We start from the raw sequence: 20029 nt of genomic DNA, 5'->3' as shown, positions 1-20029 counted from the left end.
GCTAGAAATAGAGGAGTGATGCAGGAAGGCTGCTTATCAGCCGCGTATCAGCTTCCTGTATTGGAGTTTGCAGCTTTCTTCCATTCCGTTTCCTGCAGTTCGCGCCAGAGAATCTTACCGCTCCCGGATACAGGCAGCGCTTCGACAAATTGTACAATACGCGGGTATTTATAGGCAGCCATCTGATCCTTGGACCAGTCAATGATTTCTTGCTCACTAATAAGTCCACGCTCGTTTTCCCGCAGGACAACAAACGCTTTCACTTCTTCTCCTTTGCGTTCGTCCGGCACCCCAATCACGCACGCCTGCAGAATCGCAGGGTGTTTATAGAGGGCTGACTCCACTTCGGATGGCCAAACTTTGAAGCCGGACGCATTAATCATCCGTTTGACCCGGTCTACCATAAAGAAATAGCCTTCTTCGTCATAACGGGCGATGTCTCCCGTACGGAAGAAGCGTTTGCCGTCCAGTTGGATAAAGGAATTCTGGTCTTCATCCGGACGCTTCCAGTATCCCTTAAATACTTGAGGGCCGTTCACAATGACTTCACCTTCTTCACCTGCTCCTTTTTCCTCAAACGTGTTCGGATCGATAATGCGGGCATCTACGCCGAAGGACGGAACACCAAGGCACTGCATTTTCGGACGATCCATTGGGTTAAAGTGCGTCTGCGCCATTGTTTCGGACAGGCCATAGCCTTCGACAAACCGAAGCCCTGTCACCTGAAACAGTTTTTCACCTACCGCTTCCGGCAGTGCGGCACCACCGCCATTTATCACTTCCAGCGAACTGATATCATAACGAGCAAGGTTAGGATTAGCAAGGAAGTCGACTACCATCGTGGCAATCGCCGTCCAGTGTGTGCAGCGGTAGCGCTCGATCATCTTTGCGGCTACGTCGCGGTCCCAGCGGGTAAGAACGACCATCGCCGCCCCCGAATAAATCGGCGCATGCATGCCGTGTACCATTCCTGTCACATGAAATAACGGCAATACGGTGAGTGAAATCGCCTCCGATGTAACCGGGCCCCATACGGCTGCCCCCAACATGTTCGCCTGCACGCTGGAATGGGTATGCATGCAGCCTTTTGGTTTCCCGGTCGTACCCGATGTATAAGGGAGTACAGCCAGGTCGTCCACGCTCGTTTCAGGAAAAATGGCGGTTTGGTTATACTGTTTCGCCTCCGCCCAATACGTCACCGAGGAGGATTGAACGTCCAGACGCGGAGCCCGGACGAGATCCGGCGCATCCACGCCTTCACCCTGGCAATAATCAGAATACGCGGCCAAAATCACACGATTCAGGGAGGTAGTCGAGAGCAGGGGCTCAAGACGCGGATACAGTTCCTGTGAAACGAACCCGAATTGAATCTCCCCATCCTGAATATAATGGACCAGTTCCTCCATCACGTTCATTGGATTTACCGGTACGACAACGGCGCCTGCCCGCAGGATCGCATAGTAGGCAATGATGAATTGCGGACTGTTTTGCATGTATAACAGCACGCGGTCTCCTTTTTGTATGCCCTGGCTAATCAGGTAGGCCGCTATACTGTTCACTTCCTGAAGCAATGCTTCGTAGGTAATCTCGGTGCCATAGTAAATGATAGCTGTTTTCTGCGGATATCTGCGGGCGGTAACTTCCAGGTTGTCATATAAGGTTGTTTGTGGAACCGTAAGTGTTCTCGGCATACGTACCGGCCAATGTGCAAAGTGAGCCTGTGTCATTTTTCAATCCCTCCCATGTTTGTAAACGCTTCCAATTTTAATTCCGTTTAATCTGGAAAAGAAAGCCTGCCGCCCGAGATGGGCGACAGCTAATCAAGTGCCCAGTGTCATACCTTCTCTTACTTTCCTTTAAATACAGGCTTCCGCTTCTCTTTAAATGCCTGGACTCCCTCCTGATGATCCTCTGTCGTCACAACCATCGCCTGCGTAATCCGCTCCTGCTCAAGAATCTCATCCAGGCTGGACACAAGTGATTGATCGGCGATTTTTTTAATCATGCCGTATGCCTTGATCGGACCGTTTGCCAGGCGCTGCGCATACTGCATGGCACCCGCCTCCAGTTCTTCCAGCGGATAGATCCGGTTCACAATACCGAGGCTGTGCGCATAGGCAGCGTCGATGGGCTCTGCATTGAACAGCAGTTCTTTCGCCCGGTGCGTACCGATAAGGCGCGGCAGAAAGAACAGGCCGCCGCCGTCAGAAATAAGTCCCACCTGGGAGAAGCTCAATACGAATTTACTGTCATTAGCCGCCAGAATTAAATCGCATGCGAGCGCAAGGTTGAAACCCGCGCCTGCCGCAAAGCCGTGGACAACGGCGATAATCGGCTTCTCGACTTCTTTCATCAGCTTAATCAACTGGTTGAGCTTTCCGATATGGTCGTAGATAACTCCCGGCGTTGTTTCGCCCATCGTCTTTACGTCCCCGCCCGCGCTGAAAGAGCGGCCCGCGCCGGAAATCGTAATGACCCGGACATCTTCGCTGCTTCTCGCTTCCTCCAGTGCATTGATAAGCCCCTGAATCATTTGCGGGCTGAAGGAATTTAACGATTCGGGACGGTTTAACTTCAGCGATAATACATGGCCTTCCAGGCTGGCAAGCAAATGCTCGTTTCCTATGTTCTCCATCGTTCTTCCTCCTCGAATGTATTATTATACGATAAGCCAGCCGCCATCGACCAGTACGTCGGATCCGGTCATGTACGAGGCTTCTGGTGAAGCAATAAACGTAATCACATTCGCGATTTCCTCCGGTTTGCCAATGCGGCGAAGCGCTGTCTTGCGCTGAATCGCTTCTTCAAACCGGGCATTCTGCAAGCCTTCCGCCGTTAACGGCGTCTCTACGAAGCCAGGGGATACGGAATTCACACGAATGCCGTAGGGGGCAAGCTCGAACGCAAGGGCGCGGGAAAAATTAATCACACCCGCTTTTGCGGCGCTATAGTGTGGAATCTGAGCCCCTGCTTTATAGCCGGAAAGAGAAGCTACATTGACGATGGACCGGTTGAGCTGCGCCTCTGGCTCCGCTTTCGCCGCTTCCGTCATGAGCTTTCCGATATGTTTTGAAACAAGGAAAACGCTGCCGAGGTTTGCAGACTGGACGAGGTCCCAATCCTCGGTTTTTGTTTTTAATATAGGGGAGGACTGGCCTGAACCGCCCGCATTATTGATGAGAATATGGACATTACCAAATTCACTTTGTACAAAGGCTGCTAAACCTTCTATCTCGTCCTCCTGGGTAACATCCGCCGCAAAAACAGAAGCGGCAGCACGCCCGCATTCTTCCTCAATCGCCCCCGCGACATGCTCAAGCTTAGCTAGTGTGCGCCCAACCAGCACAACCCGCGCGCCTTCCTTTGCCATCCGCATGGCGACGCTCGCCCCGATTCCGCTGCCTGCTCCAGTGACGACCGCAATTGCATCTAAAAATCGCATACGACTCCTCCTCTAGCAAATGTACTGCTGCGCCTGATTGATTCGATCAGCGATACTGCGGTTACGCCGGATCGCTCCTTCTGCGGTATAGGGCTGCAGCTCCTTACAAACCAGCGCGGTATATTCATTCCGCAAGGAACCTTCAGCAACGCCGGCGATAAGTTTGCGGGCAAGCATTTCCACCTCCAATATAACGTCATCGATGCAGGATGCCGTTAACATGGTTTTCATCGTCTCCTGTTCAGCACCGTTCTGTGCGACGGCTTTGTCCGTGCGCAATACAGCGGACTCAGCGGCGTACAGGTGGATGGCAATTTCGGCGAATTTCATGGCCGTTTCCTGCTCTGTTTCCAGGCGCTGGCCAACCGTTTGCTGCACAAGCCCCGCCAATGCCAGCAGCACGCGCCGGATCGAAGCAACAGCCTCCTTCTCCCTTGCAAGCGGCCCTTCCGCCATGGCGCGGGCGGTCTGAAGTTCGGTTAGCGCCTTTTCAACCGCTTCTTTTAGCGGAAGCTGGCCTGTCATTCCTTTTTTGAAAAACTGTCCGCTAATAAGGAGGCGGTTGATTTCATTCGTTCCTTCAAAAATGCGGTTAATGCGGGAATCCCTGTATATCTGCTCTACTTTGTATTCTTTAATAAATCCGTATCCGCCGTGCAGCTGCAGGGCCTCATCAGCAACCTGGTCCAGCGTCTCTGAGCCGTACACTTTGCAGACAGCGCATTCAAGCGCGTACTCTGCCATCCGTTTGGCGACAAGGGCATAATCCGTGGAATCATATAAATCCCCTAGAGCATCTTCCAGCAGGCCTGCCGTGCGGTACTGCAGCGATTCCGCAGCATAAATCCGGGCCGCCATTTTGGCTATCTTCTCTTTGCTGGCCGCAAATTCGGCAATCAGCGTCCCAAACTGCCGGCGTTCGTTCGTATAGGCAACAGCTAACTGCAGGGCGTATTTTGCGGCACCCATGCACGCCGAGCCAAGGTTAAACCGGCCAAGATTTAGTACGTTTAACGCGATAAGATGGCCGCGGCCGACTTCACCCAGCAAATTCTCCACCGGTACCAGGCATTCTTCGAGAATAACAGGGCGTGTCGATGAGCCTTTAATGCCCATCTTGTTTTCCTCGGGTCCAAGAGACAGGCCGGGAAAGTCCTTTTCCACGATAAAAGCGCTGAATTTATCTCCGTCTACCTTCGCATACACAATAAACGTATCCGAGAACACGGCGTTCGTAATATAAAGCTTCGTCCCATTTAGTATATAATGCGTTCCCTCAGCGTTGAGGCGGGCCGTTGTTCTGGCGCTCAACGCGTCGGAACCGGATGAAGGTTCGGTCAGGCAGTACGCGCCCAAATATTCACCGCTCGCCAGTTTCGGTAAATATTTTTCTTTCTGCGCCTTTGTGCCGAAGTACGTAATCGGCAGGGTCGCAATGCACGTGTGGTTGGAATGGGCCACGCCGTATCCGCTCGTGCGCCCGATGGTTTCGCCTACGAGCCCCTTGCTTGCTTTATCCAGCCCGAGGCCGCCGTACGCTTCAGGAATGCTGTGGGCAAGCAGACCAAGCTCACCGGCCTGGCGCAATAACGCCACAACCCGGTCGAAATCCTGTTTTTCGATTTCTTCGTGGTACGGGTCGACTTCACGCTCGATGAACTGTTTGGCGGTCGCCGCAATCATCCGGTGCTCTTCCGTGAAATCCTCCGGTGTGTATACCGCACCGGTCTCCGGTGTGTCTATCAAAAAAGAGCCGCCAGGATTGTGAATTCGCGTGTCAGACATGGTGTTTGTCTCCTTCCTTCATCCTCATCTTGATCCCGTCAAGAACGGGTATCGTTTCAAGAAATCCTCGGCTTGCTACAAAATACACGTCCTCTTCCAGCTGGTATTGCTGCATCATCCGGCCTACCCGTGAGGAAAGCAAAATCTGTTCCGCCTGATCCTGCGCTCCACAGTAGAACTGCCGTGCGGCCTGTGCGGCATCGGTCATTTCCCATTCAGCCCTTCCGCCGGAAAACAGGCAGTCGAGGACGTAGCCGGCTCCATAGAAGTCTTCGATACAAAACTCACCGCCGGAGCCCGCGCAGATGAGAACGATCGTATCCGCTGCGTGATTCTCGCGCAGCATTTCGGCGATGGCATTCCCATTCAATAAGGAAGCAGCATACACTCGCCTGGCCGGTGAGGCTTTGCGGATCGCCACCGTTCCATTCGTCGTAGAAAGAATGACGGTTTTTTCCTTCACCCGTTCTTTAAGGGCAAGCGGATTCGGATCAAGGAACCCTTCCAGTGTGATGCCCTGGTACTCGCCAACAAGCACATAACTGTCCGGCTCCCGGTTCTTCGCTTCCTCATGCGCCGCTGCTCTGTCCAGCACCGGGATGACTTCTTTTGCACCATGGTGCAGCCCTGCTGTAATGGTAGATGTCGCCAGAAGGACGTCGAATACGACAGCGACTTTGCCTTGAATCTTCTCCGTATCAATATCCTCTTTCCGCATCAAGACGTGAATTTTCCCCATGGCCGTCCTCCATTATGCTTTACGTTCCATGCATTGCTGTGCGTGGAGAATGAGCGCGCGCACAAAGCCGCCGAGACCGGCAAAACGCTCGTCGGTTGTCTGCCCCATTTTCCAGCGGTAATAGATTTGCTGGCAGATAACAGCCAGCTTAAAATAAGCAAACGTCAGGTAATACTGAATGTCCAAGACATCACGGCCGCTTTGGTTCGCATACGCGTTCAGGAATTGGTTACGGGACATAAATCCCGGCATCACCGTCAGAGGCGGATGGCCCAGTCCGTGCTGCAGTTCAGGCGGGTCTTCCTTTTCAATCCAGTAGCTGAGTGCCGCGCCCAGATCGGCCAGCGGATCGCCTATCGTTGTCATTTCCCAATCGAACACCCCGGTCATCTGTGTTACGTCTTCCCGGGAAAACATCACATTGTTTAGCTTGTAATCATAATGAATGACCGTTGGTTTCTGGGATACAGGCAAGGAGTTGGCCAGCCATTGTTTAAGCTTATCGGCCCCGGGAATCTCATCTGTTTTCGCACGTTCATAACGTCCAATCCAGCCATGAACCTGCCGCTCCATGAATCCCTCGGGGCGGCTCAAGTGGATAAGCCCTGTTTCCTGATACGGTACATCGTGCAGTTGAACGAGCGTGTCTACCATCGTTTCTGAGATTTGTCTTCCCAGCCCGGGAGTATACTCTATATAAGAAGGAAATTTCTTATCGAGCACAACGCCGTGCCGGCGCTCCATCACAAAGAACGGACTGCCAATGACGGAGGGATCATCACAATACAGGTATGGCTTCGGTGCCAGCGGGAAAAACGGGTGCAGCTCCTGTAATATTTCACATTCACGCTTCATATCATGAGCCTTTGGTGCGACAGGGCCAAAAGGAGGACGGCGTACAACCGCCTCCCACTCGCCGATCTGTATCTGGTACGTTAAGTTCGAATGCCCCGCCCCAAACTGCTCCACTTGCAGTTGTTCACTGCCCAGTGTTTCTATATGCTGGCGCAGATAATTCTCCAGCGCCTGAAAATCAAGTTCTTCCCCCTTGCGGACGGGAATCGTATCTTTTATGGTAGCGTCCTGCCTGGACATCGTACGCACCTTCCTTTGTTCCGGTTTCTCCTCTAACGATGGGAAAAAACCGGCTTTCGTTTTTCAATAAACGCCTGAACGCCTTCGCGCACGTCCTCGGTCTGGAAAACTTCTTCAAAAAGCTCCGCTTCAAGTTCAATCGCGGCTGGAAAAGGTGCTTCCACCCCTAGATCTACTGCCCGTTTAATGCGGGAGAGCGCTTCCAGGGAATAGCCGCTGATACGTTTGGCGAGCTGGAATGCGGCTTCCATGCCTTCTCCGCTCGGCACCGTTTTGTTCACTAAGCCGATGCGCTCCGCTTCCTGGGCGGATATCGGGTCACCTGTAAACATTAATTCCTTCGCCTTCGCTTCTCCGATGAGGCGAGGCAGGCGCTGTGTACCGCCGCCGCCCGGGAACAGCCCGAGCTTGATTTCCGGCAATCCGATTTGCGCGTGCTCCTCGGCAATGCGCAGGTCACACGTTAAGGCCAGTTCACAGCCACCGCCAAATGCGATACCGTTCAGTACAGCGATCGTCGGTTTCAGAAGAAAATCTATCTGATTGAGCACATCATGGGTTTCCATTACGGAAGCTTTCATGCCGCGCTGTCCGATTAATTGCGGGAATTCTTTAATATCCGCTCCGGCCATAAACGCCTTTTGCCCGGCCCCTGTAAGGATGACAACAATGGTTTCCGGGTCGTCTGCAAGGGAGGAGAAGGTTTCACCCAGCTCCATTACGACTTGCTTACACATAACGTTAAGCGGCGGATTGTCGATCGTAACGATCGCAATGCCTTCCCGTTTTTCAAGAGTTACCAGATTGCCCATTATGCTTTCGCTCCTTCCGGCTGCTTGTATTCATACCAGCCTTTTCCTGTCTTTCTTCCCAGCGTGCCTGCATTTACTTTTTCTTCTACACAGGCTGCCGGTTTATCTGCCGGGTCTCCTGTTTCTGCAAAGCGCTGGGCGGAAACATAGTAGGCAACGTCAATGCCGGATAAATCCATGAGCTCAAACGGTCCCATCGGGTGGTTGAGCGCTTTTTTACAAATCGTATCGATGTCCTCAAAGTCAGCAATGCCTTCTTCATACAAGGCAACCGCTTCCCGGCTTAAAGCACCCAAAATCCGGTTGGCGACGAAGCCGGAAATTTCTTTGCGCAGCAGCACGCCGGTCCGGCCGATTTTCTTGCACACGTCCATGGCCAGCTGCGCTGTTTCTTCTGACGTTTGCTCGCTCATCACGACTTCCACACAATCCATCACAAGCGGCGGAAAGAAAAAGTGCATGTTGCATACTTGATCCGGGCGGTTCGTCACTTCGGCGATGAGAGAATTGACGATCGTCGAGCTGTTGGAAGCAAGGACCGCGTGGGGCGGAGCGATGCCATCCAATTTCGCGAAAACGTCCCGCTTTGCGTCCAGCTTTTCAACGATCGCTTCGATAATGAAATCCGCTCCTGAAGCCGCCTCTTCTAAGCTTGTCGTGAACGTAAGGCGCCCAAATGCTTCTGCCTTTTTTTCCTCGGAAATTTTTCCTTTTTGCACCCATTTATCCATAATCCCGTGCAGTTTGGCTTCCGCATTCTGCAGAGCACGTTCCTCGAGATCCTGAATGGTTGTCTCAAATCCGCCTAACGCACAGAGCATGGCAATTTGGTGTCCCATTGAACCGGAACCGACGACGCAAATGTTGCGAATATCTTCGATTTGCATGTTATCATCCTTCCTTCTAGTAAACTCTTATTTTGCTTCGCTGCGGTGCTCCTCTTTAATCGCCCGCCGCAATATCTTTCCTACGCTCGTTTTCGGTAAAGCTTCTCTAAATTCGATAACAGTGGGCACCTTGTAAGCGGCCAGGCGTTCACGGCAATAAGAGGTAACTTCGTCCGTCGTTAGCTGAGCCCCTTCTTTTGGGACAAGCACCGCCTTGACGGTTTCCCCGCGATAAGGATCCGGCACACCAACGACAACCGCTTCCTGTACACCGGGATGTTCATACAGCATCTCTTCTACGTCGCGCGGGTAAATATTGTATCCACTGGCGATAATCATGTCCTTTTTCCGGTCCACGATGTATACGTAGCCCTCTTCATCCATGTGGGCAATATCCCCGGTATAAAGCCAGCCGTCGCGCAGGGCGATGTTTGTCTCCTCCGGTAAATTCCAGTACCCCTTCATTACCTGGGGGCCTTTAATAATGAGTTCCCCCATTTCACCGACAGGCACTTCGGCCGTTCCCGTTGCAACGTCTACTATTTTATAGTCAGTGGATGGGAGTCCAATGCCGACGCTGCCCGGCTTGTTAGCCGCAAAGGGCGGATTGCAGTGGGTCGTCGGTGACGCTTCACTTAATCCGTAGCCTTCCATAATGGATGCTCCTGTCTTCCGTTCAAAATCTTTCATTACCTCGACCGGCATCGGGGCGCTTCCGCTGTTGCAAATGCGGATACTGCCAATGTCGTACGCCTCTGCTTTCGGGTGGTTCGTAAGGGCAATGTACATGGTAGGAACGCCGGGAAATACCGTGGGCTGCTCCCTCTTAATCGTCTCCAGCACTTCTTCTACCTGAAAGCGTGGGAGAAGCACGTTCATCGAGCCATTAAGAATGGACAGATTCATGCCGGATGTCATGCCGAACACGTGAAATAAAGGAATGATCGTTAAGTACTTTTCCTGACCGGGACGGATTTCGTTTTTAAAAAATTCGTGTGTCTGCATAAGGTTGGCTACCAGATTCCGGTGGGTGAGCATCGCGCCTTTAGATCGCCCGGTTGTGCCGCCCGTATACTGAAGGACTGCGATATCTTCAGCCGGATGAATCTGAACAGGTTGATACGTTTCGCTGCCTGTCTGCATAAACGATGTAAAGGAGTACGTAGCAGGGAAATCCGGTTCTGTTTCTGACAGGCTAACCGTTATCACGTTCTTTAGCGCTGTACGCTCGCGGACCGCGGCGACTCTTTCATACAACGCGTCATATACAACGATCGTTTCCGCTCCCGAATCGTTTAGGATATACTCGATTTCCCGTTCTACGAGCATCGGGTTAACCTGGGTTACGATCGCGCCCGCACGAAGGGTTCCATAATACGATATAACGTACTGTGGACAATTAGGGAGCATGATCGCCACACGGTCTCCTTTTTGCACACCGCTATTTTGCAGCGCGGCGGCGAACCGGCGGCTCATGCCATCTAGATACAGCGAAGCCCAGCACTTATTTTCAACCACAGCTATACCTCCGTATGCTAGAGTGTCAATGCCCCTCCATCAATTAACAATGTGGTGCCGGTAATATAAGAAGCTTCGTCGGATGCCAGGAATAAAACTGCATTGGCGATTTCTTCCGGCCGGCCGATTCCGCCTCCGCCCCCTGTAATAATCGCAATCTTGTCTGGTACCCCATTACGCTCTTATTCGCGCTCAATAAGCACAGCGATGCCCTGGCCGCCTCCAATGCAGGCAGTAATGAGCGCATGCCTTCCCTGTCTGCGTTGCAGCTCATACAACGCTTTGGTCACAAGGATCGCCCCGGTAGCTCCCAGCGGGTGGCCGTGGGCAATCGCTCCGCCATTGACGTTCAGCTTCTCCGAGTCCATGTTCAGTTCCCGGTCGCAAGCGATGACCTGCGCGGCAAACGCCTCATTGAGCTCAATCAAATCAATCTCGTCGAGTGCCATTCCTGTTTTCTCCAGAAGCTTGCGTGTAGCTGGCACTGGGCCAATTCCCATAATGTTCGGATCTACACCGGCGACTGCGTGCTGGCGCACAACAGCGAGTGGTTTTAATCCGAGTGAATCCGCCTTCTCGCGTGACATAATAACGAGCGCTGAAGCGGCATCGTTCAGCCCCGAGCTGCTTCCTGCCGTTACTGTACCGCCTTCAAGAAAGGCGGGCGGCAGGGATGTAAGCCCTTCCAGGGTTGTCTGCGGGCGCGGATGTTCGTCTATCGCAAAGGTTTGATACTCCCCTTTACGCGCCGGAACGTTCACCGGCACGATTTGTTCTGCAAACAAACCTTCTTGCATAGCACGGGCCATACGCTGCTGGCTGCGAAGAGCGAACTGGTCCTGCTCTTCGCGTGTAATGCCGTATTTTTTCACGAGGTTTTCCGCGGTAATGCCCATTGGCGGGTTCCCGATTTCTTTTGTAGACAGCATGGAGGAGCGGAATCTCGGCGGAGCAGCGCTATACGCTTTCGTAGGACGGTCCATTAAATAAGGGGCCCTGCTCATGCTTTCAATTCCTCCCGCCACGTACACGTCTCCATCGCCTGCGCGAATGGCCTGTGCTGCTAAGGCGACCGCGTTCATTCCTGAGCCGCACTGCCTATCAATCGTAAGCCCCGGGATCTCCATCGATAGACCGGTCGCCAGGGCGGTTAGCCGTGCAATATTCCCCCCGCCGCTCAGGACATTCCCCATAATAACATCATCAATTTCTTCCGGTGTGATGTGCGCGCGCTCGATCGCTTTGCGGATAGCAACCGCTCCGAATTCATGCGCCTGCAGGGGAGCAAGCGCTCCTCCCTGCCTGCCAATCGCTGTTCGTACTGCCGAAACTATGACTGGATCTCGTTCCATTTGTTCTCCTCCATTTATGTTTGATAGATTTTAAGATTACATGGCGGACATGCCGCCATCGACGACAAGGACAGTGCCGGTGACATAATTGGCAGCATCTGACGCCAGGAACACGGCGCTGCCTTTCAAATCCTGATCCGAGCCATACCGGCGAAGCGGGGTCGCATTAAGAATGTGTTCGCCGCCCCGGTTGAGCAGTTCCTTCGACATTTTGGTCGGGAAAAACCCGGGCGCAATCGCATTCACCGTAATGTTATGCCCTCCCCATTTCACAGCAAGATCCTTCGTGAAGGAGATAACCGCTCCTTTGCTAGCGCTGTAGCCAATGGCATCCATATATCTCGGATCCGAACCGGCCAGCCCGGCAACTGAGGCGATATTAATGATTTTTCCTGCCCTTTGCCCGATCATGACCCGTCCAACAGCCTGGGCCATTAGGAATGTACCGGTTACATTAATATCCATTACTTTATTCCAGGCCTCAAGCGGCATTTCTTCTGCCGGTGCACCCCAGGAGGCACCGCTGTTGTTGACAAGAATATCAATGCGCCCAAAGCGGGCTGCCGCCTCGTTTACCACTCGCTGCACATCTTCTGGATTTCGCACGTCGCATGCCAGGGCAAGACACTGGGCACCTGTTTCCCTCTGCAGGCGCTCCGCCGTTTCTTCACAAGCTTCAACCCGCCGTGAACAGAGGACAACGTTCGCGCCCGCCTCGGCAAACCCTTCGGCGATTTGCGCACCGAGTCCGCGGCCCCCTCCGGTTACGATGGCCGTTTTTCCCGTTAAATCAAATAACTGTTTTATGTTCATCCCACATCTTCCTTTCTCTGCTTATACTGTAAGTGCGCTTATATCCTTGTATTTTTTTAGCTCCATCTTAGCAATGGCGGCTTTATGCACTTCGTCCGGTCCGTCTGCCAGGCGGAGTGTACGTGCGTTTGCCCAGTGTGCAGCCAGTGGGAAATCATCGCTTACGCCGGCGGCGCCAAGCGCTTGAATGGCTCTGTCAAGCACCTGTAAGGCTATGTTTGGAGCCACGACTTTAATCATGGCAATTTCCTTTTTGGCCACTTTGTTGCCAACCGTATCCATCATATATGCTGCTTTTAGCGTGAGCAGGCGTGCTTGTTCGATTTCAATGCGGGAGGTGGCAATCCAATCCTGAATGACACCTTGCTGTGCCAGTGCTTTGCCAAAAGCAACGCGTTGCTGAACGCGCTTACACAACTCCTCAAGTGCGCGCTCCGCTGCTCCAATCAGACGCATACAGTGATGAATACGCCCCGGCCCTAACCGGCCCTGTGCGATGGCAAATCCTTTTCCCTCTTCCCAAAGCATGGAGTCTGCCGGCACGCGCACGTGCTCGTAATTGATTTCCGCATGGCCGTGCGGTGCATGGTCATAGCCAAAAACAGGAAGCATGCGTTTGATATTAACTCCGGCTGTATCCAATGGAACAAGAATCATTGATTGCTGTTCGTGCCTCGCTGCATCAGGGTCTGATTTCCCCATTACGATGGCAATCTTGCAGCGCGGATCGCCGGCACCAGATGACCACCACTTACGGCCATTTACTATGTATTCGTTTCCATCCCGTTCAATCGTGGCTCCAATGTTCGTTGCATCCGATGAAGCAACATCCGGCTCGGTCATGGAGAAACAGGAGCGAATTTCTCCTTCTAACAGCGGTACAAGCCATTTGTCCTTCTGTTTCTGGGTTCCATAGCGCACCAGCACTTCCATGTTTCCTGTATCAGGTGCGGCGCAGTTGAATACTTCCGGAGCAATGAAGGAACGGCCCATAATCTCGCACAGCGGCGCATATTCCAGATTCGTCAGCCCTGCACCGTATTCGCTGTCCGGCAAAAATAAATTCCATAGGCCGACTTCTTTGGCTTGCTGCTTCATTTCTTCCATGACAGGCGGAATGGCCCAACGGCTGCTGCCTTCATTGAGCTGGGCTTCGTATGTTTTTTCGTTGGGGTAGACGATTTGTTCCATAAAATCCGTAAGCGTGCGTTGAAGCTTTTGTACTTTTCCCGAATGATCAAAATTCATAATAAGCCTCCTTTTTTACATACTGACCGGCTGGTATGTTAAGTGGAAATTATATCTTTATTATAATTTATATTTTCAAAATATTCAAGCCATAACTGTTTTTTATCATTTAGGCGAAGCGTATGTCAAACAAAAAGGATACATATTTGCCGTTTAATGTTCATATTTATTTAGTTTTATTCAATTATCGATGCAGATTATTTATGAACGTTGTTGTGGATTAGATGTTCATTAAAGAAGTATTGTTGCTTGTTTACTCACTCCTAAAGGCAAAGAGATTTGTACCTTCAGTACAATGACAGAAGACATTTTGGCGCTGTCCGGTTGGCTTAAACAGAAAGGGGGCACCCACACTGCAATGGAATCTACGGGTTCTTTTTGGAAACCCATCTATAATGTGTTGGAATTAACGAACAGTGAAACCCTTGTGGTGAATGCCACACACATTAAAGCGGTTCCTCGATGTCAAAGATGCTGAATGCAAAAAGTATTGGAAGGTGCCAATATCAAGCTTTCTTCCATGGCAACAGATATTACAGGCGTTTCAGGGCGAGCGATGATTACAGCTTTAATCAATGGTGTGGATGATCCTCAGCTTATTGCTCAATTCGCTAAACGAAGCATGAAGAAAAAAGTACATGAGCTCGAGCAAGCTCTAAAAGGATTAACGGGAACGCATCAACGCATGATGCTACCTACGCAACTTCGCCATATTGAGTTTCTTGAAGCAGAAATCGAAAGACTAGACCAGGAAATTAAGGAACGAATGCGTCCCTTTCAGGAAGATCTGGAACTATTAGACACAATGCCTGTAAACTACATATTTGCAGCTGTATTTGTCCTGTCTTCATAATAGCGGAATACATGGTCAACATAATCTACATCCCCATACCTCTTCCAGTTATACTTTTTGGCCATCATTTGTGAAAAGGCAACGCGTTTTCCTTTGAGTATCCTCCACGAGCCCTTGCATATTTGATAAATCCGGTGCCAAAATTGTACGACTGAGTCGCGAGTTTTAAATCACCGTTTGAAAGCTTCAAAACGTAAGCAAAGTATCTGACTCCTGCGTCGATGCTTTGTTCAGGATTTGTAATTGTATTGGGTGGAAGTCCTAAACTTTCACTGCCTTGCATTGGATCACCGCCTTGACCTCCTGATTCTTGCATCATTTGAGCCATTAAAAATGATCCATACTTGCTGACCCCATATTTTGCAGCATATTTTTGAAGTAAAGGTTGATAACCGAGAACGGCATCGTTAATCGTTGCTTTTCCTTCTCCGCTGTCCATAGTCTCTAGTTTTTGTAGTTGCAGACAAAATATAAAGATGCAGATAATCAAAGAAAAGAAGAGAAACATTACTTCTTTTCGATGCTTACTTACGAATAGTTCTAGTTGAAATTGCACAAAAAATACACCTTTCATAATCAGTTGTTTTTAAAACTTCTTAAAATCAGACAAGGGGAAAAAAGTAACGACAGCTTTCCCTACAATTTTGCTTTGATCAACAAAAGGTATGGGCCATAAATGAGAATCATAGCTATCATTCCGATTATCTCCTAAGAAGAAAAATTTCCCTTGTGGAATTTTAACTGGGCCATAATCGTAATTCATACTTTGTTTGATATGGGGTTCATCTACTTTTACTCCATTACGGTAAAGAACATGGTCCTTGATTTGAATTGCATCTCCTCCTATGCCTATTAACCGTTTAATAAAACGCTGATTTTCTTGCCCTGGAATCGGGGGGTAAAAAACCACAACATCTCCGTATTTTAAAGAAGCAGGTCCTGTGAATTTTTCTATCAGCAAACGGTCTTGTAGTTGAATCGTTGGCAGCATGGATCCAGAAGGAACCACAACGGCTTCCGCTACATACGTTCTACATACAAAGCTTATGACAAGGGCAAGAACAACCGATGGGCCCCATTCTTTAAATAGATTCTTTTTCATAAAATATCCTCCAAACGCTCTCTTACGGATTTTAGGGTTCCTTTGTTACTTTGTTTGCTGATAGCAACGATAAGAAAGGAATCATTCTCCTGCCAAATGTTAATAGAAAACCTCATGTGGTCATTCACATGAGGTTTTCCTTTGTTTCTGATAGTCAATCGATATATCTTACTCCAACAAGCAGGGCCATTAAACGGTTTCCTTTTGGGTCGCCTTTAATTTCTCTAACTCCTTTTCTACTTCTTCTTGCAGGACGGGGTCCATCGTATAAGACTGAATCTCCTGCGGAGGAAGGGTGAGTCGGTTAATTGCCTCTACTTCTGCTTCCAATAATAAAACGCGTTCTTCTGCACGAGCAAACCCTTTGGCGATGTTATCTGTATTAAATGAGACAACCATATTATTTATCTGCTTTATTGATTGGGCTACATTGGCTCTTGAAAGTAAAAGGAGTCTTCTGTTTTGCAGTTGGCTATACTTCTCCTTGAGTTGATATAGCTTTTCAACCAGGCTCTTTGTCTGATTGATAATCGTTTCATACTGCCCTTTATATAGGTTTAAGTTTTTCTCCTGATTTAACTTTTCTTGCAACGCCATTTTGGCAATGGATTCTTCTTCTTTATCGACAGCTAATTTCGCCTGGCGCTCCCTTTTAGCTATCCGTGTTTCTGTATCCGCGATTAACGCCATGTGTTTCTTCTCTAGAAAGAGTTGATGCGCATAGGCTTGCTGCCCTTTCTTGATTTCTTCCTCCATTTCCCGTATGTGATGGTTCAGCATGCTAATTGGGTCTTCTACTTTATCAAGCAGTGTATGAACCTCATTCATTGTCATATCCTTAATTCGTTTAAAAATTCCCATGTTATTTTTCCTCCCTATGTGTTGTTTGTCTTTTTTCCCATTCATCTAAGAAATCTACTTCGGTTTGATTTGCATTATAAGTTGAATAAGAAATCGGTGTCTCGATGATGGAACGGGTAAACGAACGAGCATTTTTTCTTCTACGCAGCCATCTGATTAAAATCACAAGGGCTGCTCCCCCTAAAACAAGGGACACGGCAGAACCGATGAAGTGGAACCCTCCTTCGTGATGCTCACGCATAGTGTGATGTTCTTGTATAGAATCCTCCCTATGCATCGAATAATCCCCGCCCATCAGATTATCTCTTTGTACAAACTGGATTTGGTTATCACCGTAACTCGAGTTTATTGCAACTTGGTCATGACCTCTATCATGAAAACCATCTCCCAATGTATTTATGGCAAAGGTGATGCCAACCAATAGTAAGAGTGTAGTTAAAATCCAGGGTAAGCCTTTCCTTAATTTTGCTTTCATCTTTTTCCTCCTCTTGCTTGTCCTTCTGACAGATTTGAGTATAGAAGAGAAAAGTGAAAAAACAGTGAAAATCAAGTTAGGCACAAAAAAAGAAAACGAAATAGAACATGCCAAAATTACCCTTCAAAATTTCACCGTTTTTTCACTTTTCCCGGTTAAAGTAGGAACTGTCCAAAACGAAACATAATAAAACAAAAATGAAGGAGTGTTATCAATGAAAAAATTACTTACTGTCGCTACAACGGGATTAGCTGTCCTGGCCATCGCAGGATCGGCTTTTGCTGCTTCAACAACTACATCCTCTTCAACCACGTCTACAACACAACAAAAAGTTTCTATGCATAAACATGAGAAACAATTTAATAACCAAGAACTTCTTTCTTTGCTGAAAGTAGATGCCGCTACGTTACAGCAAAATTTGAAAAACGGTAAATCGTTAGCAGATGTGGCTGCTGCACAAGGGGTAGACGAACAAAAAGTGATTGATTTACTGGTAAATCAACACGCTCAACGATTGGCCCAGGCTATACAAGACGGGAAGTTAACACAGGAGCAAGCGAATCAAAAGAAAGCGGATGAGCAGACTGAAATCAAGAACAGAGTCGAACAAAAAGGTGGGTTTGGCTTTGGAGGAGAACACGGTAAACATGGTGGTGAGCGAGGAGGATTCAAAGATGCCGCATCTGTGTTAGGAATCACTGAACAAGAACTCCAAACCCAATTGCAAGCTGGAAAAACACTAGCTCAAATCGCTCAAGATAAAGGAATCGCGAAAGATGACTTGATTAATAAACTGCTTCAAAATGAAAAAGACCGTCTAACGAAGATGGTGGATCAAACATGGCAGCAGCATGATGATGCCAAAACTGATGGTGAAACGAATGATGATGCTTCAACGTCTGATAGTAATACAACCTCTACCATAAATTCTCAAAAATAACATTGAATCGCTAAGGCACACTTTTTCCATAAATTACCCCTACTTTTAAAATATATTGAACGAGGCTGTCTCAAAAGGTCGTGGAAAAGCGACTTTTTGGGACCAGCCTCTTTTTTTATCCTAATATCTGGGTATTTATGGATATCACTGACTCCTTAAGGGCAGATTTCTTACCTTTTCGGCTTGTTTTTTTCGTTCCTTTCCGGGTGTTTTGTTTGTTGTGGTGACTTCATTATACCAAAAACAAAAAAGGGCGATTTTCTTCTTTTTTTTGCAAAAAAAGGCGTCCCAGGTTACTTTTGGGACGCCCTCTTCATTTTCTTTTCTATAGCAAAGAAAAGTTTGTTTTACTGTACATCACACAAATTAGGAATAGATTAATCCCGATTTTCTATACTTCATTTCCTCTACAATTAAAGAATCGAGCTCCTGACTAATGTGCAGTACATCTGGATGTCGGAAGTTGAAATCATGCTGTGCTACTCTATTCGCTAATTTTTTCTTTAATTTGTCAATTACTAAATCTAACTCCACTCTCTGATTCAACCTTATCTCTCCTTAGCAAGTAAAAAATTCAGCTTGCACATTCTCCATTATCTACTGGTAACCAATTCTATACCACAAAATTATCTCGACAAATCGTGACACTCATTCATTTCGTATTGTAAACGCTTAGACGTGTGACTGACATGCTTTTTTATCTAATTTTGTTGCCCTAATCTTATGAGATGATCTGACGAATTATAGTTTTTTTTGTCTAATATTATCATACAACTACATTCAGCGGTCGTTATATCTCCCCTTTTCTTCATAAATTTATCACATGTAACCCCCCCTAAATTATAGAAGTTTTCCCTTCTTTCTTCCTATACAAAAAACAGCATTCATTATCAAATAAGTAAGGTTAAATGGCCAAGTTAGTAATTACAGACCAATTTAACAGCGTCTTAGTAGTTTGAAAATAGACAATTAATGATATTCATTTATTATAAGACTTGTCTTAAGCAATACTACTGATGACCCTTATGCAGAAATTCATTTTCTGCTCCTTAAAACTAGCCCTCGTTATCAGGGCTGTTTTTTTTGAATAAGCACATTTGAATAAAAAATCAATTACTATAAGGGATATCGATTGAGGAAGTCCCCTCTGAATATTTTTGGGATTGCGTTTCTCTATTTCGCGTCAAATTCCATTCCTAAATATAAAATTTGACTCTTGCAGATTTTCATTAAAACCCTAAAAAAGGGTATACGGGTAGTGATTCAGAAAAACCACTTTTTTAAGCGATTAGTTTTAGGGTTTTCAGCACTTCTTTCAAAGACGTTTTTGCTAGTCCTTCTTGATAAACATAAACGACCAGCTGCCCCAAAAATTCGGTTCGGATCCGCCTAACGGTATCTCCAAGTGTAAGTGGCGAGTTCTTAGACCACTCCTGTCTCTGCTGCTCAAGAAAATTCTGTGTCAGGTACTGGATCACCCCGTATCGCTCGATGGCTTTGAAAGAAAGTAGTTGATACTGATCAAACCCTAGTAGTTCCTTGAAATAACGGTAGCCCGTTTCTATCTCCCATCGGATATGATAATACTCCAGGATGGTCACGACATCCAGAGTCAGATCGGTACACAGGAGGCAAAACGGAGTTTTACCCTGAACGAATTTCTTCTCCCAGGATAGAAGAATTTTGACATTTTCCATCTCTGCCAGTGGACTTTCACACAAGTAGACCCGAAATCTTCCTTTATCCTTCACGGTCACGGAATGAAGGTCGGAATTTTCAATATAACAGTTCACAAATTCAGCCATGGACACCCGGATGCCCTGCGGGCAAATCTTGCGATTTGATTTTACAGCCGCGATGACATGAAACCCTTTTGATAGGCAGGTGTCCATCATCTTTTTACTTGAGTACCAGCTATCCATTAACACATACACTTGTTCATCTTCATGGGCAGGAAAGTTTCTGATCATTTCCATAGCCAGCTCGTTTTTACTTTTAAAGGGTAAATGGTGTTCCTGACAGTAGGCCTCACGAAAATAAGGACGAAAATCCCAGGAGAAGGAGAACCCTCCTGCGACCACATGGGAGGTCACGAGGCAATGGGACT

Annotated in this window: 19 protein-coding genes and 2 pseudogenes; 2 read left to right on the top strand and 19 right to left on the bottom strand. The window is 48.3% G+C overall.

Annotated elements, in window-relative coordinates; genetic code table 11:
* Positions 1-47: 47 nt before the first annotated feature.
* The 13 genes and pseudogenes from MBEAL2_RS07585 to MBEAL2_RS07530 all read right to left on the bottom strand — a co-directional run bounded on the left by MBEAL2_RS07585 (position 48) and on the right by MBEAL2_RS07530 (position 13691).
* Positions 48-1727 carry a long-chain fatty acid--CoA ligase gene (locus MBEAL2_RS07585; RefSeq protein ID WP_047151733.1) on the bottom strand — a complete coding sequence of 560 codons (1680 nt, stop codon included), beginning with the start codon at positions 1725-1727 and terminating at the stop codon, positions 48-50.
* 119 nt (positions 1728-1846) lie between these two features.
* Positions 1847-2626 carry an enoyl-CoA hydratase/isomerase family protein gene (locus MBEAL2_RS07580; RefSeq protein WP_082129837.1) on the bottom strand — a complete coding sequence of 260 codons (780 nt, stop codon included), beginning with the start codon at positions 2624-2626 and terminating at the stop codon, positions 1847-1849.
* Between the two features lie 33 nt (positions 2627-2659).
* The gene (locus tag MBEAL2_RS07575; protein WP_047151731.1) at positions 2660-3442 is read right to left on the bottom strand and encodes an SDR family NAD(P)-dependent oxidoreductase; all 783 of its coding nucleotides are present in this window, start codon (positions 3440-3442) and stop codon (positions 2660-2662) included.
* A 12-nt stretch (positions 3443-3454) separates the two neighbouring features.
* Positions 3455-5227, bottom strand: a complete 1773-nt coding sequence (locus tag MBEAL2_RS07570; RefSeq protein WP_047151730.1) for an acyl-CoA dehydrogenase FadE — start codon at positions 5225-5227, stop codon at positions 3455-3457.
* Positions 5220-5966, bottom strand: a complete 747-nt coding sequence (locus MBEAL2_RS07565; protein WP_047151729.1) for a 2-phosphosulfolactate phosphatase — start codon at positions 5964-5966, stop codon at positions 5220-5222. The genes MBEAL2_RS07570 and MBEAL2_RS07565 overlap by 8 nt, the downstream gene beginning before the upstream one ends.
* A gap of 12 nt (positions 5967-5978) precedes the next feature.
* Positions 5979-7061 carry a phosphotransferase family protein gene (locus MBEAL2_RS07560; RefSeq protein ID WP_047151728.1) on the bottom strand — a complete coding sequence of 361 codons (1083 nt, stop codon included), beginning with the start codon at positions 7059-7061 and terminating at the stop codon, positions 5979-5981.
* Between the two features lie 32 nt (positions 7062-7093).
* Positions 7094-7873 (bottom strand): enoyl-CoA hydratase, encoded by a 780-nt coding sequence (locus tag MBEAL2_RS07555; protein ID WP_047151727.1) that lies wholly within the window; start codon positions 7871-7873, stop codon positions 7094-7096.
* Positions 7873-8760, bottom strand: a complete 888-nt coding sequence (locus tag MBEAL2_RS07550) for a 3-hydroxyacyl-CoA dehydrogenase family protein (RefSeq protein WP_047151726.1) — start codon at positions 8758-8760, stop codon at positions 7873-7875. Before MBEAL2_RS07550 ends, MBEAL2_RS07555 begins: the two co-directional genes overlap by 1 nt.
* Before the next feature lie 27 nt (positions 8761-8787).
* A complete protein-coding gene (locus MBEAL2_RS07545) occupies positions 8788-10236 on the bottom strand; it encodes a long-chain-fatty-acid--CoA ligase (protein ID WP_082129836.1) in 1449 nt (482 codons plus the stop codon).
* A 59-nt stretch (positions 10237-10295) separates the two neighbouring features.
* A pseudogene (locus tag MBEAL2_RS30065) lies at positions 10296-10412 on the bottom strand (SDR family oxidoreductase); the annotation flags it as partial.
* Between the two features lie 48 nt (positions 10413-10460).
* The gene (locus MBEAL2_RS07540; protein ID WP_047151725.1) at positions 10461-11630 is read right to left on the bottom strand and encodes a thiolase family protein; all 1170 of its coding nucleotides are present in this window, start codon (positions 11628-11630) and stop codon (positions 10461-10463) included.
* A 36-nt stretch (positions 11631-11666) separates the two neighbouring features.
* Positions 11667-12443, bottom strand: coding sequence for an SDR family oxidoreductase (locus MBEAL2_RS07535; protein WP_047151724.1), 777 nt, complete (start codon positions 12441-12443; stop codon positions 11667-11669).
* A gap of 21 nt (positions 12444-12464) precedes the next feature.
* Positions 12465-13691, bottom strand: a complete 1227-nt coding sequence (locus MBEAL2_RS07530) for an acyl-CoA dehydrogenase family protein (protein WP_047151723.1) — start codon at positions 13689-13691, stop codon at positions 12465-12467.
* A gap of 241 nt (positions 13692-13932) precedes the next feature.
* Here MBEAL2_RS07530 and MBEAL2_RS32695 point away from each other — a divergent pair.
* Positions 13933-14502: pseudogene (locus MBEAL2_RS32695) on the top strand (IS110 family transposase); the annotation flags it as partial.
* Positions 14503-14608: 106 nt separating this feature from the next.
* On the opposite strand, the gene MBEAL2_RS07520 reads toward MBEAL2_RS32695, so the two are convergent.
* From MBEAL2_RS07520 to MBEAL2_RS07505, 4 genes are all read right to left on the bottom strand, one after another.
* Entirely contained in the window at positions 14609-15100 is a 492-nt protein-coding gene (locus MBEAL2_RS07520) for a lysozyme family protein (RefSeq protein WP_052947548.1), read from the bottom strand.
* Positions 15101-15130: 30 nt separating this feature from the next.
* Positions 15131-15646 carry a signal peptidase I gene (gene lepB / locus MBEAL2_RS07515; RefSeq protein ID WP_047151722.1) on the bottom strand — a complete coding sequence of 172 codons (516 nt, stop codon included), beginning with the start codon at positions 15644-15646 and terminating at the stop codon, positions 15131-15133.
* Between the two features lie 189 nt (positions 15647-15835).
* A complete protein-coding gene (locus tag MBEAL2_RS07510; protein ID WP_047151721.1) occupies positions 15836-16507 on the bottom strand; it encodes a PspA/IM30 family protein in 672 nt (223 codons plus the stop codon).
* Position 16508: 1 nt separating this feature from the next.
* Positions 16509-16982: a hypothetical protein gene (locus MBEAL2_RS07505; RefSeq protein WP_047151720.1), complete on the bottom strand. Its 474-nt coding sequence runs from the start codon at positions 16980-16982 to the stop codon at positions 16509-16511.
* 214 nt (positions 16983-17196) lie between these two features.
* Between MBEAL2_RS07505 and MBEAL2_RS07500 the strand changes: the two genes are divergently transcribed.
* Complete coding sequence (locus MBEAL2_RS07500; RefSeq protein ID WP_052947547.1) at positions 17197-17922, top strand: hypothetical protein; 726 nt, start codon at positions 17197-17199, stop codon at positions 17920-17922.
* Between the two features lie 366 nt (positions 17923-18288).
* On the opposite strand, the gene MBEAL2_RS07495 is transcribed toward MBEAL2_RS07500, so the two are convergent.
* Positions 18289-18468 (bottom strand): aspartyl-phosphate phosphatase Spo0E family protein, encoded by a 180-nt coding sequence (locus tag MBEAL2_RS07495; RefSeq protein ID WP_047151719.1) that lies wholly within the window; start codon positions 18466-18468, stop codon positions 18289-18291.
* Between the two features lie 734 nt (positions 18469-19202).
* The coding region (locus tag MBEAL2_RS28995) for a transposase (protein ID WP_052947546.1) at positions 19203-20029 on the bottom strand (827 nt) is incomplete at its 5' end.

The organism is Aneurinibacillus tyrosinisolvens (assembly GCF_001015055.1).
GTDB lineage: Bacteria > Bacillota > Bacilli > Aneurinibacillales > Aneurinibacillaceae > Aneurinibacillus_A > Aneurinibacillus_A tyrosinisolvens.
The sequence above is the reverse complement of the archived record's forward strand: the minus strand, read 5'-3'. Positions and strand labels throughout refer to the sequence as shown.

Excerpts from the sequence above, each read along its gene's own strand:
- MBEAL2_RS07585 (WP_047151733.1), bottom strand. The coding sequence starts at position 1,727 with ATGACACAGGCTCACTTTGCACATTGGCCGGTACGTATGCCGAGAACA.
- MBEAL2_RS07575 (WP_047151731.1), bottom strand. The coding sequence starts at position 3,442 with ATGCGATTTTTAGATGCAATTGCGGTCGTCACTGGAGCAGGCAGCGGA.
- MBEAL2_RS07570 (WP_047151730.1), bottom strand. The coding sequence starts at position 5,227 with ATGTCTGACACGCGAATTCACAATCCTGGCGGCTCTTTTTTGATAGAC.
- MBEAL2_RS07565 (WP_047151729.1), bottom strand. The coding sequence starts at position 5,966 with ATGGGGAAAATTCACGTCTTGATGCGGAAAGAGGATATTGATACGGAG.
- MBEAL2_RS07560 (WP_047151728.1), bottom strand. The coding sequence starts at position 7,061 with ATGTCCAGGCAGGACGCTACCATAAAAGATACGATTCCCGTCCGCAAG.
- MBEAL2_RS07555 (WP_047151727.1), bottom strand. The coding sequence starts at position 7,873 with ATGGGCAATCTGGTAACTCTTGAAAAACGGGAAGGCATTGCGATCGTT.
- MBEAL2_RS07550 (WP_047151726.1), bottom strand. The coding sequence starts at position 8,760 with ATGCAAATCGAAGATATTCGCAACATTTGCGTCGTCGGTTCCGGTTCA.
- MBEAL2_RS07545 (WP_082129836.1), bottom strand. The coding sequence starts at position 10,236 with ATGAGCCGCCGGTTCGCCGCCGCGCTGCAAAATAGCGGTGTGCAAAAA.
- MBEAL2_RS07540 (WP_047151725.1), bottom strand. The coding sequence starts at position 11,630 with ATGGAACGAGATCCAGTCATAGTTTCGGCAGTACGAACAGCGATTGGC.
- MBEAL2_RS07535 (WP_047151724.1), bottom strand. The coding sequence starts at position 12,443 with ATGAACATAAAACAGTTATTTGATTTAACGGGAAAAACGGCCATCGTA.
- MBEAL2_RS07530 (WP_047151723.1), bottom strand. The coding sequence starts at position 13,691 with ATGAATTTTGATCATTCGGGAAAAGTACAAAAGCTTCAACGCACGCTT.
- lepB (WP_047151722.1), bottom strand. The coding sequence starts at position 15,646 with ATGAAAAAGAATCTATTTAAAGAATGGGGCCCATCGGTTGTTCTTGCC.
- MBEAL2_RS07510 (WP_047151721.1), bottom strand. The coding sequence starts at position 16,507 with ATGGGAATTTTTAAACGAATTAAGGATATGACAATGAATGAGGTTCAT.
- MBEAL2_RS07505 (WP_047151720.1), bottom strand. The coding sequence starts at position 16,982 with ATGAAAGCAAAATTAAGGAAAGGCTTACCCTGGATTTTAACTACACTC.
- MBEAL2_RS07500 (WP_052947547.1), top strand. The coding sequence starts at position 17,197 with ATGAAAAAATTACTTACTGTCGCTACAACGGGATTAGCTGTCCTGGCC.